Raw genomic sequence first — 13317 nt, forward strand, 5'->3', positions numbered from 1 at the left:
AATCTGTCAGTGCGAGAGGCAGCATCAGGTTTGTATTTGGTTGAGATCCAGATCTCGCAGTATTGCGCTTTCTTTACTTGCTGGTAGCCATCATGTGTTTGCTTCGCATGACTACGGCTCGATCAGGTCGTAATCGCTCCACGCTGCTTGGGCAATCCAATCCAGGTGCGATGCCCGTACGAAGGCTTTCTTCGAGGACTTCTTGCAGCATCAACAACTCCTCACGCTGCACTTTTAGCGTGGCTTCGATGTGCTGTATCTCCTCCAGGCGTACATTGATCTGTTCCAGAGTGAGGGATTTGGAGCAGCTACCGTCATGAAGGAAGAGGCCACGAATGGTGTCGAGGGAAAACCCCAGCCTTTGCGCGTGGATCACGACTTCCAAGCGTTTAATGGTGGTTTCGCTGTAATAGCGATAGTTGTTCACGTCACGCGTGGGAGCGTCCAGCAGGCCTTGCTCCTCGTAGTAGCGTATTGCTGAAGCAGCAAGGCCTGTGCGTCGCGAAATCTCGCCGATCTTCATTTATTGCTTGACCTTCAAGTTGACTTTAATCCGCAGTATAAGCCGGAGCGCAATCCTGAAGTTATTCGGATTGGGCTGGATAAAGACCGTTGACCTACGTGGAATATGAAGAATGAGCAAAATAACCGAGTTACTGAATTGGCGTTATGCGACGAAAAGTTATGACCCGTCCAAGAACGTGCCGGCTGAAAAGCTGGAGCGAATTCTGGAAGCGGTACGACTGACGGCGACCTCGAGCGGCCTCCAGCCATTTGAATTGCTGGTGGTGACTAATCCGCACATTCGCGAAAAGATCAAGGCGGTCAGCTGGAATCAGTCCCAGGTGACCGACTGCTCTCACTTACTGGTGTTCGCCGCCTGGGATGACATAACGCCTGAGCGCGTCAACATGATGTTCGACCTGACCAATACTGTAAGAGCCACTGTCAACCAGGGGTGGGAAGATTACCGTCAAATGCTCCTCGGCATAGTCGCCGAGCGTGGGCAGGAGGCCAATTATCAAGCGGCTGCGCGCCAAGCCTATATTGGACTGGGCTCGGCTTTAATCGCCGCAGCGTCCGAGCAAGTCGACGCAACGCCCATGGAAGGCTTCGATCCCTCGGCTGTCGATGAGATTCTGGGACTGGGGGCCAGGCATCTGCGCAGTGTGGTGCTCCTGCCGTTGGGGTATCGGGCAGCAGAGTCTGACTGGCTGGTAAACCTGAAAAAAGTACGGCGGTCTCGCGAAAACTTCGTCACTGAAATCAACTAGGGAGACCGTGCAGCCGCCCCACATTGCGGCAGTAGTGGGGTGGCGCTTCATGGGCCGAACGGATTGTATTCGGTCGGCAGGACGCCGCTGATGAGAATTGCGGAACAGAAAAGATAAGGGCCTGCCCAGGTTTCCCTGGCAAGCCCTTGATATCTATGGTGCCGAACCCGGAATCGAACGACACGGCAAACGATTGAAAACCTTGTTTTTTGTGCGGCGTTTTTGAGAGTGCTATCTCTAAAAGTATCCTATTCGGAATGGCTTTGCTGGACCTTGGCTAAGAAGAATACGCGTGTATTGAAATCGAGAAGTGACAATGAGCGGCGTTGCATATTGGCGGTTGTGCTCAAGGAGCCCACCGCTGCACAGCCTCAAGCGAATCGAATGGCCCACTGTTGAAACATATTCTGGCGTTGGGTGCATGTTCATGAACTGTGTTGATGAGGCGTTCAAAGAGGCTTAGATACGCTGCATCAGTACGAACGCCTGCGCCGATCAGGACGCAATCACGTGGTTTCTCCTGAAGAAGACTGAGAAGGAGCGTTTCTGCGGTCTGTTCACTTTGTATTAAACCTAGTTCAGTCTCGTAGCCGTGGCTTTCAAACGTGTTCTTATCGGCGTCCAGCGCGGCCTGAAGTTTCTCGTGCGTCAGCCCCGGCCATTTGCTGTAATCCACTGCGTTAGGGTGCCAGCCGACGAGAAGTACGTTAATTTTTTTGCTCATTGATTTCTCCAATTAAAAATAGCTTAGCTTTCTGGCGGGGGAGAAAAGCTGCTTTCTCCAACGCCCGTTGCTAAGTGAAATAGCGGATCGTCGCCCTGGGTTTTATTGCTCTCAACCCCACTCCATTTCATCTTTGGCCACCTTGGCCCCAAGTTGTAGCGCAATACCCATACCGGCATCGGGATATAATTGGGTCATGGCTTCTATCACTGCCGCGCTGTCGACGGCCTTGGCAAGCTCATGTTCGAAGGCGAGTAGATAGTCGCGGGTATAGTGGATTGCTGAGGCGTTTACCTGAGCATTGGGGGGCAAGTGGCCAGGGACAACTACTTGAGGCTTGCGTGCGATCATGGCGTCGAGGTTGTTCACCCAAGCCGCACGGGCACCAGGATTTTTGGTATCAGCGGTCCATACGTGGACCCCCGAAAATACCAGGACGCCGCCGAAAATGGCGCTGAGCGATGGCACCCACAGATAGCTGCGATTGACGAGGCCATCGGCCTTGACGACCTCAATGGTATGGCCTTCCAGGTTGAGGGCTGGCTCGTCAAAGGCTTCGGGAATCACCACATCTGCCAAGGTTTGCGGGCCGTTCTCTTTGAGCTGAGGCCCCCAGGTCGCCAGCTTCTTTTCGACGCTGTCCTTGATCGCGGCAATAGTCGCTGAAGCCGCGATTACTCTGGCCTCCGGGAACGCGGCCTTGATGGGCTGCAGGCTGAAGTAGTAATCGGGATCGCTTTGACTGATATAAATCGTCGTAAGGACCTTTCCGCTGTTTTTAATGGCTTCAACCATTAATTTCCCATCCGAAAGCGTAAAGCCACCGTCAATCAGAATAGCCTCGCGCTCACCGGAAATTAAAACAGGCGCTCGGAAAAAACCCTGTAAGTCAGCAGGGAAATGCTGCCAGCTCAATGTGGCTTGAGTATCCATAGTATGTTTGCTCCTGAAGACTATTGCGTTGTTTTGGCCGGTGTCAGATGGAATCAAAAACAGCTTTTACGTTGGCCTCGTCTAGTACACCCCGCCCGTTGTCGAGCAGATCAAACTCACCGTTGGGACTTATTGAGACTGAGGACGCGCCGGCCATGACAATTGACACATTTCTTGTTCTTAAAAGATCCGCTAATGGCATGCTGTCCGAGTTTGTAGATTGTCCGATCGTCAACGCTAGCCCGCAATTGGATTGCGAACTGAGGCCGCCCACAAGAATGATTTTTCCACCAGCACTTAGTGAAGTTTTAAGTCGTGAGATTACAGAGTAAACATCTATGCCCCACAACCCTCTGTCGAGGCTGCTACCGACTAAATGCATCAATGTGCGCCTATGGTAAGTATGCCCGTTCCAGTTTGATAATATCGCCAAGGCAGAACAGTCAGAGAGCCCGCTGGTGGAAAGGACAGCGTCCCCTCCGATCAGGGAAACGGATTTTCCCATGTTGACAATGATGGTGGGTGGCGGCATAGGAATAGATTGCTCATTGATTTATGGTTTCGAAGGCGAGGGCTTTAAAGAATCTGCTCTTTTTTGGAGCCAACGTAATAACTGCGAGGGTTGGAGGTTTTTACCCCACAGTTAGTTTTTGGGTGCACATAAATCGTAAGCCGTAAACTCTTCGATCTATACGCAGTTTAGGCCGAGTTTTTAATTTGTCGTCTATAATCTTATGAAGAATTATTATTGGCGGTGAATGGGGGTGTTTGTGCTTGGTTTTAATGGTCGCCTCTATTTTCTATGAAAAGCGTCTCGCCGCGGCGTATACAATGGCACCCCTGGCCAGGCATGTGAGTAACTGTGAATTAATGACTTTTTAGCCTTTTTTTCTCGAGATTAGTGTAGCGTGCGCCGCGCGTACGTTGTTTGAATTTGAGGTGGGTCTATTTTCAACGAGAGCAATACTGGACTATGCATATGGCAAGCGACTGCAACTCCTTACTCTCAAATCAGCTCAGGTCAGCACTATGAACAGGCGCTCAATCGCTATTACGCCTGATAACGTGGCCGCAGCCTATTGGCGTTATGCCTTGCCCACGGTCATGGCAATGTTGGTCAGTGGTTTGTATCAGATCGTCGACGGGATCTTTATTGGGCATGTAGTGGGCGCCGAAGGACTGGCAGCCATTAACATGGCGTGGCCCTGGATCGGCCTGATGGCCGGTGTTGGCCTTATGATTGGTGCGGGGGCGGGCACTCATTGTTCAATAGCCCAGGGCGAAGGGCACTTCCAAAGGGCCAAGGCCTTTCTCATACAAGGCTTGTGGCTGTTGGCATTATTAGGCGTTGTCGTTGGTCTGTTGATTATCGCTGGGCGCGATAGCTTGCTTGCTTTGCAAGGCGCCAATGCCAGCGTGCACCGCCATGGTAGTGGCTATTTGCAAATTATCGGCTGGTCCTCACCGTTGGTAATGGCCAGTATTGCCATGCCCATTCTGGTCAGGAACCTGGGCGCTCCCATGTTGGCCACGATCATGATGCTCGTAGGGGCACTCACTAATATAGTGCTGGACTACGTATTTATCGTTGAGTTGGGCTGGGGTCTGCAGGGGGCGGCCATTGCGACAGTCACCGGCGAGTCGCTCTCGGCACTGATCGGCTTGGTATTTCTATTCACCCGTTACAGTTCCTTGCCATTGAGCCTGGCCCTGGGCGAGTTCGGCCTACAGCCGGCATCCTGTCGGCAGATTCTGCTTAATGGGTTTTCCAGTTTATTGATGTACCTTTACGCCAGCTTCGCAGCGTTATTGCACAACGCCGCGTTGATGCATTACGGCAGCACTGTGAACGTCGCAGCCTATGCCATAACCGGGTATTTGATGACGGTTTATTATCTGCTGGCCGAAGGCTTGGCCAGTGGAATGCAACCTCTGGTCAGCTACTTTCATGGTGCGGGCCAATCGGCTTTAGTCCGTAAGGTGTTCTTTCTGGCCATGCGCTGGGTGGTGGGCACGGGCGTGGTGTTGGTACTGATGATTCTGATCTCCCCACACATTGGCACGCGAATATTTATCAGCGACGAAGACCCCGCGTTGGATATGGCAGCCATTGACGCTGTTCGCCTGCATTTGTTTGTGCTGTTTCTGGACGGATTCCTAGTGCTCGCCGCGGCGTATTATCAAGCGATCAGCGACAGCAGAAGGGCGACCATGATTACCCTGGCAAATATGTGCATTCAAATTCCGTTTTTGCTGATACTAGCGCCTTGGCTCGGGGTTAACGGCATATTACTGGCATTGCCGCTGTCGACCATTGTGCTGGCGACGGGCGTGGTCACGCTATTACGTCGGCAGTTCTCACGGCGTGTTGGCGTAAATAGATAACAACTCGATAACGACCTACGTCGCCCCCTCGAACGCAGAGACTTGTAGCGTCTGCGCTCGATAAGGCGCATTAAAAGCGCCGAGAAAGAAGTGTCTTGGTGTGAAAAGCTGTGAAAATGTTTTTATTGATTTCTTTGCGTGTTGTTTAGCTGTCATATTTTATGAGGTCGGAGATAACACCACATTGGTGTCCGCGCTCATATGAAGGGGGAGGCTTACACCCTTAATGACAATCAATAATGGATGGAAATCAGTAATGAATAAAGGAATCTCTGCATTCTGTGGTGTGGCTTTAGCAATGTCTTGTGGCATGGCCAGCGCTGTCACGAGCGTAACGGGAGGCACAATCAAATTCACCGGTTCCGTGGTCAACGCGGCCTGTGCAGTGAGTGCAGCATCTTCAGAATTGACAGTAAATATGGGGCAGGTACGACTCGCGTCTTTTACGGGGCTGGGGGTTGAGGCATCCAAAACACGCTTCAATATTGAGCTACTGGACTGCGATACAGCTATTTCGCAAACTGCGACTGTAAAATTTCAAGCAACCGCCAGCGCTAATTCTCAAGCATTTGATGCGGGTATCGGGGCTGGCAAAGCGACGGGCATTGGTCTGCAGATCAGGGACCAGAATAACATTATTGTTGCTCCAAATACCGGGGTAAGTACGCAGACTCAGTTAATTCCAGGCCGTAACATTTTACCATTTAGCGTGAGCTATATTTCCGTGTTGGCTGCTGTTGAAGCAGGCGATGCAAGCGCCAATATTGATTTCGTGGTGAACTATCAGTAACGGAGGCGATAAGTGGTTATAAAGTGCCCAGACGGGCATTTTATAACTAAACTAACTTGCTGGTAGGGAGTGTATAAGCTTGAACGTCTATAGAGTGTCTATATGGGTCACGTTTTTGATAGCCTTTTTGACGATTTCGGCCCATTCAGTGGTCAATGCTGCAGGCGGTTCTAATACTGTCGTCACACTACCCGGTGGCAGAGTCGCGGTGTTTGGCGCGGTGACCACCGGGGCCTGCTCCGTCAGTATCAGTAATACCGACAAGATAGTACTCATGGGTACTGTGAGAAGTAATCAGTTTATGGGGGTCGGCAGCGACAGTCAGGCAGTACCCTTCTCCATTCAGTTGGATGACTGTAACAGTAATGTCAGTGAGTCTGTCGGCATCATCTTTAGCGGCATCGCCAATGAGGAGGATTTACAGGTATTGGCAATTACTGGAGGCGCCGACGCAGCGCAAGGTGTTGGTCTGGCGTTATTTAATGCTGATAACCAGTTGCTAGCAGTCAATGCCGGCCCCATTGAGTATGCGTCGTTGAGCAAAGGTGTCAATACTTTAAATTTCTTTGCGAAGTATCGATTGGTCGAGCAATTTGTCCACCCTGGGGTTGCCAACGCGACAGTCGACTTCACCCTGGTCTATCAGTAAGCGCAAAGATGTAAAAATGCATTGTGGAAATTGATGAGGAATAGAGTTTGGACGTTTTTAATGCGTACAAAAAAAAGATGGTTGCCTGTGTTGCTCTCTTGGTGTCGTTAGTCTCGACCGTATCTTTCGCCGGAGGAGTAGGGCTGGGAGCGACACGGGTCGTTTATCCGGCAGACAGCAAGCAGGTTTCTCTGTCTGTTAGTAATACGGATAAAAATAATGTCTATTTGCTGCAATCCTGGATCGATACCGCTGAAGGTGGAGTCACGCAAGACTTCATGATGACGCCACCGCTGTTCGTTATCAAGCAAGCAACAGAAAGCGCACCCGCCGAGAATACCTTACGCCTGGTCTACGCTGGTCCGCCCTTGGCACAGGATCGTGAGACGCTGTTCTGGGTCAATGTCAAGGCGATCCCTTCGACAAAGCGGGATGCAGATGATGGGCAGAGCAAACTCCGGCTGGCGGTGGTCAGTCGCGTCAAGCTTTTTTACCGACCTAAAGCGTTGGTAAACGGGCTTCAGGACTCCGCATCGAAAGTAGAAGTCAAGCGTGTGGGTAACACCTTGGCCATTAATAATCCAACACCTTATTTCATCAGTCTGATCAAAGTATCAGTTGGCGAGCATGTGTTGGACAACACCATGGTCGCACCTTATGAACAAGGGAAGATCCGTGTGCCGGAAAATGCCAAAGGTGAAATTCACTATTCCTTTGTAAATGATTACGGCGCTTTGATAAAGCTGAAATAAAGCAGCGGTAAATCCTGATCTTTGTGCATTTTTTCAATGAGCTTCTTAATGACGGCTCGTATGTGTTCGTCCTTGAATAAGCCATGAGCCACTACTGAACATGATACGGATTGAAGCCGGCCACTTCGTGTGAGGTGCCTGTCAGATAGTTCGCTGGATGAAGGTTTACAAACCTCGATATTTATATGGATAGAATAACTAGGGTGTGCGGAATGAGATGGTGTCCCCGACCGGCTAATATTGATTTAGCCACTAAGTGTCCTGCAGTCAACGTGACGGCTTTTCGTTATACCAAGATCTATGTGTATTTGATTGCCTCGATTTATGGGGGTTGGGTACACGCCGATCAATACTTTGATCCGGCCTTTCTGTCCGACACCAAAACGAAAGTTGCAGACCTTTCCAGATTTTCAGCGGCGGACACCATTCAGCCAGGCACCTATCGAGTCGACGTCTACTTGAATGGCGCGTTTTTCAATACTCGTGATGTGGTGTTTGAGGAAAATACATACTCCACACACGGCGCTCCTGCGCTTGCTGCGTGTTTCAGTGCTCAGGAGATCAAGGACTTCAATATCAACCCTGCCGCTGTCCCGGGTTTGGACTCTGTATTGCCGGGTAGTTGCGTTCAATTACAGTCGTTGATGGCTGAAGCGCAAAGTCGCTTGAACCTGGAACAGTTGCGGCTGGACGTGAGCGTGCCCCAGGCAATGTTGACCGGCAAGGCCAGAGGCTTCGTACCTGTTGAAGAGTGGGACAACGGCATTAGTGCACTCTTGGTCAGTTACAACTTCACGGGCGCCCACAGTACCGCTTCCAACAGTGCATCCAGTGATAACTATTTCTTGAACCTCAACACCGGCCTGAATATCGGTGCCTGGCGCTTGAGGAATGACTCGACGGTTGACAAGGGCAATGGCTACTACTCGGATGCCGGCGTCAGTTGGAAAACCTTGAACAGTTACGCGCAACGTGCGCTGCCGGGGATCAAAAGCAGCCTGATACTGGGGCAGACATCGACATCGAATACGGTTTTCAACAACTTCAACTTTGAAGGGGCGCGGCTGTTGTCGGATGACAACATGCTGGCGGACAGTGAAAGAGGTTTCGCTCCCGTCGTCAGAGGGGTTGCCAACAGCAACGCCGAAGTGACTATCCGTCAGGGCGGGAACGTGATCTATCAAACCTACGTAGCCGCCGGGCCTTTTACGATCAACGACCTCTATCCGAGCTCGTCCAATGGCGATCTGCAAGTCAGTGTGCGTGAAGCGGATGGTCGGGTGAATCAATACAGCGTGCCGTATTCTTCGCTGCCGGTTTTGCAGCGCGAAGGTCGGCTCAAATACGATCTGGTTGCCGGTACGCTACGGGGCGCTGATTACCAGAGCAGCCCAGCGATTCTCCAGGGCACCTTGGCATGGGGCCTGCCCCATGGCCTGACCCTATACGGCGGTGTACAGAATGCAGAGAAATACAAAGCGTACTCCTTAGGCGCGGGCCAGAACCTAGGAGACTTGGGAGCGTTGTCGCTGGATGTGACTTCGGCCCACAGCATTCTGGCGGACGATAGCCAGCATACCGGTTATTCGATCCGCATGTTGTATGCCAAAACCCTGATAGGCTCCGGTACCAATTTCAAGTTGGCGGGTTATCAGTATTCCACTCGTGGCTTTTATAACCTGAGTGACACGGCCAGTAAAATGATGGAAAGGCGACCGTCGGTTATGACTCAAGACGGCGAGGTTTATCAAAAACCTGAGTTCTACGATTATTACAATTTGAACTACCCAAAGCGCAGCAGTGCGCAGCTCAATATTTCTCAACCATTGGGCAGCTTTGGTTCTGTGTATGTCAGCGGTCATCGCCAGACCTTTTGGAATACGCCGGAAGTTACCGACCTGCTGCAGGCTGGCTATCACACGTCGCTGAAAGGGGTCAATTATTCCCTTTCTTATAGCTATAACAAAAGCGCTTGGGTTGACAGTACGGATCAGGTCTTTGCGCTGAGTGTCTCCCTGCCATTGGGCGACGGCGCATGGACGGGCAAACGAGGTCCGCGAAATAATTCTGCGTATGCCAATTATGGGCAGACACTCGATAACAAAGGCCATGCGCTATACAGCGCGGGTGTGACCGGTACTGCGCTGGAACACAATAATCTGAGTTATGGCGCACAACAGAGTTATAGCGACAAGGATCATGTGGCCAGCAGTAACGTGAATGCACATTATCGGGGGGCTTCCGGTAACGCCAATGTCGGCTATAGCTACAACAACAGCAACAGCAATAGTCGCCTTAACTATGGTTTCAGTGGCGGTATCGTGGCTCATGAGGATGGTATGACGTTCAGCCAGCCGCTGGGGGAAACCAACATTCTGGTGAAAGCTCCACTGGCCAAGGAAGTGAAGCTTGCCAGCGGTGTGGGGATAAAAACCGATTCTCGCGGTTATGCCGTGGTGCCTTCAGCTTCGACTTACCGACAAAACAGGGTAGCCCTGGATATCAATTCCCTGGCCAATAACATCGAGTTGGACAACCCGGTTGCCTACGCCGTGCCGACTCAAGGTGCTCTGGTGCGTAGCACCTTCGCTGTGCGAGTCGGGGTGCGTGCACTTATGAATATTACCTATAAAGGTATGCCCGTGCCCTTTGGTGCGAGTGTGACCCAGTCGGCAAACCCTGGAGATAACATTGTGGGTAACAACGGTCAGGTGTTCCTGTCCGGCCTCGCTCTTGAGGGGCAGTTGAAGGTGTGGTGGCAAGACGGCCCTGAAGGGCAGTGCACGGTTAACTACCAGCTCGACGAGGGCAGTGAACTTAAAGACATCAGCAAACTGGCGGCGGAGTGTGTGTAATGGGAAAGCGCTTTCTTTGGGTGATTGCAGGGTGGACCTTCTGTCATCACGCCGCAGCCTATGACGTGCTGGTCAATATCAACGGTGCGATCGCTGCTAACGGTTGTATGGTTTCGTTCGCTTCGCAGCAGATGACGGTGGACTTTGGTAATGTTGCTACTAAACAGTTTTATGCGCGTGACATTCCTTGGGGTAAACAGAAGTTCGTGATTGGCCTTGAAAGATGTGGTGGTGATGCAACGGCAGTGAAAGTGTCTTTTCAAGGCGCTGCTGATACAGATAACGCCGATCTTCTGCAACTTACCCAGGGGAACGGCATTGCCACGGGCCTGGCGATCGAAATACTCGGCGTGAATAGTGAAGTCATTCCAATTAACACCCAGACATCGGCTCTTACGATCACCCCGACAGCAGTTAAAAATGAGCTGTTGTTTTATGCGCAGTATCGCTCCACTGCGAGCGCGGTTACCGCGGGTGCCGCCAATGCAACCGCAAATTTTGTTTTGGAGTATCAGTAATGAAAACTTTCTTGAGGCCACCAAGCAAAGGCAGTGCCCTTGTTTTTTTGATGCTACTGTTAACTATGTCTAATGGCACTTTGGCCGCAGGCATTAATTCAGCAGTAAGTGCCCAGAGCATTATCATCCAAAAGCCTGTGATCAATAGTTCGATAATTGGTGAGGCGTTAACCGGTTGGATTGCCAGTGGTGAACAGCACGTGGCAGGTGGGCCGGGCACAATTTATGGGCAGTTTGGTCTGACAATAAATTCGCCGTTGGCAAATATTACTTACTCTGAATCTGGAGCTAGCTATACCGTATACGATGTTGTTGGGCCGGCGGGAAATTCATCAGGTATAGGATTTGTCTTGAGGACAAACTCAAGAGATTGCGGACTTATTATCGGGTGTGAGAGTACAGGGCCTCATGTGCAAAATGCTGGTAACGGCTACCGGCAGTTTCGAAATCACATTTTCGCAAATGATGGCGTTTATTATTCATATCAAATAAAGTTCATTGCCACAAGTCATAATATTGCTGTTGGATCATATAACCTTGGTGGGAACTCTATAGGTTACGGCAGTTTTATTGGCGGCAATACAGAGACCGCCAATGTGGATTTAGGTGCGTTCACACTGAAGTATCAACAGAGCGGTTGTACGGCCAGTCTTTCGCCACCCGTCATTAATATGGGAGTCATTTCTCCTCTACTGTTCACTGGGAAGGACAGTACCGTTGCTTCAAACGCGCCCGTGACCATCAGGCTTGAATGCAATGGCGATGCTGACGTTGGGGTTTTGGCAACCATGACGGATCAAAATAACTCAAGTAACTTTACACAGACACTGCATTTAACACCCGGAACTACTGCCACCGGAGTAGGTATCCAATTTCTGAGGGAGGGTGGTTCACTGGTGACTTTTGGACCTGACTCGAGCTTTGTCGATTCAAGCTCCGCAGCCCAATGGCGGGTGAAGGAAAAATCCACGCTTAGCAACACTGCCCAGTTTGTGCTGACACCGCAGTATATTCAGACTGCCAATTCCATTACCCCTGGCGAAGCCAACGCAGTAGCCAGCATTACCTTTGCCTATGATTGATTCGAGATGGTCTTGGTACGCTCTTGTCGAATGGCAATAGATAGTTACCGGTGCAGCGGATTGCAGATGCGTATGCCTGAGCACAGAAGGTGATTAAGCAAGAACAGCAATCTGGGGCTTACGTGCCAGCATCCTGCAAGGGGAAAAGATCCTATCCTGGTCGATTAATTACCAGGATAGGTTGCAGGGCTAAGAAGCGGCTATTCCGAGGTTACATCTTTTAACTTATCGTTTTGCCGCTGGCGTTTTTCCGGCGCCAGGACCAGCTCTGCGCGATAAATAGGGATATCTCTCGGCGCTTCAAACCCTAATTGGACCTGTTTACCTTGGATCGTCAGTATCCGGATCTTGATGTCACTACCCAGGCAACCGGCGTCACCGACCTTGAGTGTAATAATTTTCACGTGTGATTCCTCCATGACATTTTTCCGTTCGAACATGATCTACCTGGCTATCGTTCAACTTAAGTCAAAAACCGTGAAAAACCTGGCATGCGCTCGGTTGATCATCGCGCACACTGACGTGATTGGATTTGAAGTGCGGCTCAAGATGAATGAGCCAAAATAAGCATGTTTTAGGTTAATCGGAGCGTGTGTTGAATTAGGCTGACCGTCTTGTCGAGCGCTTGCCTGGTCACAGGGCAGCCCACTTATAGCGTTCTCGAAAAGTATGGGTTAGAGGCGGAAAGAGTGATGGAAACAATATCAGCCGTTGTGCTGTCGGGCCGTTGGTGTATGGGCGGCGAAATGGCCGATATTTTAGAGGCGGAATCTGTCAACGTATTGATCAACACCGAGTGCCCGGCACAGGTTGTTGAGGCTGCGCGAACACGGCTTGCGAATACTGCAATCCTGGAGCTTGCCGCCTTCAATATTGAGGGCCTTGAGTTGATCAGGCAGCTGCGTGCCGGCAACCGCGAGCTGAAAATTATTGTGCTGACACAGCAAGACCCCAAGCATTTTTCTGCGCGTTACAGTCGGGTGGGGGCCACGGTGTTGTTACGTATCTCAAGGGATGTGTGGGGGCTTGCATTTATTCTTCGGGCCATACGCTCGGGCTACGTTTATTTCGAATTTATTAACGCACCCATCAAAACGCGAGAGCGGTCGTTTGCCAATGAAACTGACTTGATTGCTACGTTGACGGATCGCGAGCTAATGGTGTTTCAAGGGTTAGCAAGGGGGTTGAATAATAGGCAAATTGCCGAGCACATGAATGTTGGCAGGCGTCATATCAGTGTGCATAAAACCAATATCTTCGAAAAAATGTTATTGCAGTCGATATCGCAGCTGCAAGCGTTAGCGGCTCGCAATAAACTGGGGTGATCTCGTGTGACTAATCGTGAATCACTCTTC

General features: G+C 50.8%; 13 protein-coding genes. 9 read left to right on the top strand and 4 right to left on the bottom strand.

What is annotated here, in order from left to right; all coding sequences use genetic code 11:
* Nucleotides 1–73 precede the first annotated feature (73 nt).
* A complete protein-coding gene (locus tag GIV26_RS04870; RefSeq protein ID WP_054898177.1) occupies nucleotides 74–523 on the bottom strand; it encodes a MerR family transcriptional regulator in 450 nt (149 codons plus the stop codon).
* Nucleotides 524–635: 112 nt separating this feature from the next.
* On the opposite strand from GIV26_RS04870, the gene GIV26_RS04875 reads away from it, so the two are divergent.
* Nucleotides 636–1274, top strand: a complete 639-nt coding sequence (locus tag GIV26_RS04875; protein ID WP_236279585.1) for an NAD(P)H-dependent oxidoreductase — start codon at nucleotides 636–638, stop codon at nucleotides 1272–1274.
* 346 nt (nucleotides 1275–1620) lie between these two features.
* Here the strand turns inward: GIV26_RS04875 and GIV26_RS04880 are convergent, their stop codons facing one another.
* Both GIV26_RS04880 and GIV26_RS04885 read right to left on the bottom strand, forming a co-directional pair.
* Nucleotides 1621–1998: an SGNH/GDSL hydrolase family protein gene (locus GIV26_RS04880; protein WP_236279586.1), complete on the bottom strand. Its 378-nt coding sequence runs from the start codon at nucleotides 1996–1998 to the stop codon at nucleotides 1621–1623.
* Between the two features lie 111 nt (nucleotides 1999–2109).
* Nucleotides 2110–2931: an MBL fold metallo-hydrolase gene (locus GIV26_RS04885; RefSeq protein ID WP_236279587.1), complete on the bottom strand. Its 822-nt coding sequence runs from the start codon at nucleotides 2929–2931 to the stop codon at nucleotides 2110–2112.
* A 1029-nt stretch (nucleotides 2932–3960) separates the two neighbouring features.
* Between GIV26_RS04885 and GIV26_RS04890 the strand changes: the two genes are divergently transcribed.
* The 7 genes from GIV26_RS04890 (at nucleotide 3961) to GIV26_RS04920 (ending at nucleotide 11962) form a co-directional block, all read left to right on the top strand.
* Nucleotides 3961–5316, top strand: coding sequence for an MATE family efflux transporter (locus tag GIV26_RS04890; RefSeq protein WP_236279588.1), 1356 nt, complete (start codon nucleotides 3961–3963; stop codon nucleotides 5314–5316).
* Between the two features lie 256 nt (nucleotides 5317–5572).
* On the top strand, nucleotides 5573–6106 hold the full coding sequence (locus GIV26_RS04895) for a fimbrial protein (protein WP_236279589.1): 534 nt from the start codon (nucleotides 5573–5575) through the stop codon (nucleotides 6104–6106).
* Nucleotides 6107–6185: 79 nt separating this feature from the next.
* Nucleotides 6186–6755, top strand: coding sequence for a fimbrial protein (locus tag GIV26_RS04900; RefSeq protein ID WP_236279590.1), 570 nt, complete (start codon nucleotides 6186–6188; stop codon nucleotides 6753–6755).
* A gap of 47 nt (nucleotides 6756–6802) precedes the next feature.
* Nucleotides 6803–7507: a fimbria/pilus periplasmic chaperone gene (locus GIV26_RS04905; protein WP_223023546.1), complete on the top strand. Its 705-nt coding sequence runs from the start codon at nucleotides 6803–6805 to the stop codon at nucleotides 7505–7507.
* 272 nt (nucleotides 7508–7779) lie between these two features.
* Nucleotides 7780–10362, top strand: coding sequence for a fimbria/pilus outer membrane usher protein (locus GIV26_RS04910; RefSeq protein WP_236279591.1), 2583 nt, complete (start codon nucleotides 7780–7782; stop codon nucleotides 10360–10362).
* Complete coding sequence (locus GIV26_RS04915; protein ID WP_236279592.1) at nucleotides 10362–10880, top strand: fimbrial protein; 519 nt, start codon at nucleotides 10362–10364, stop codon at nucleotides 10878–10880. Before GIV26_RS04910 ends, GIV26_RS04915 begins: the two co-directional genes overlap by 1 nt.
* A complete protein-coding gene (locus tag GIV26_RS04920) occupies nucleotides 10880–11962 on the top strand; it encodes a fimbrial protein (RefSeq protein WP_236279593.1) in 1083 nt (360 codons plus the stop codon). The genes GIV26_RS04915 and GIV26_RS04920 overlap by 1 nt, the downstream gene beginning before the upstream one ends.
* A 200-nt stretch (nucleotides 11963–12162) precedes the next feature.
* On the opposite strand, the gene GIV26_RS04925 is transcribed toward GIV26_RS04920, so the two are convergent.
* Complete coding sequence (locus tag GIV26_RS04925; RefSeq protein ID WP_236279594.1) at nucleotides 12163–12366, bottom strand: carbon storage regulator; 204 nt, start codon at nucleotides 12364–12366, stop codon at nucleotides 12163–12165.
* Nucleotides 12367–12654: 288 nt separating this feature from the next.
* On the opposite strand from GIV26_RS04925, the gene GIV26_RS04930 reads away from it, so the two are divergent.
* Nucleotides 12655–13287 (top strand): response regulator transcription factor, encoded by a 633-nt coding sequence (locus tag GIV26_RS04930; protein WP_236279595.1) that lies wholly within the window; start codon nucleotides 12655–12657, stop codon nucleotides 13285–13287.
* Nucleotides 13288–13317: the final 30 nt, after the last annotated feature.

Origin of the sequence: Pseudomonas sp. PA-1-3F (genome assembly GCF_021609665.1) — a bacterium.
Taxonomy (GTDB): domain Bacteria; phylum Pseudomonadota; class Gammaproteobacteria; order Pseudomonadales; family Pseudomonadaceae; genus Aquipseudomonas; species Aquipseudomonas paracarnis.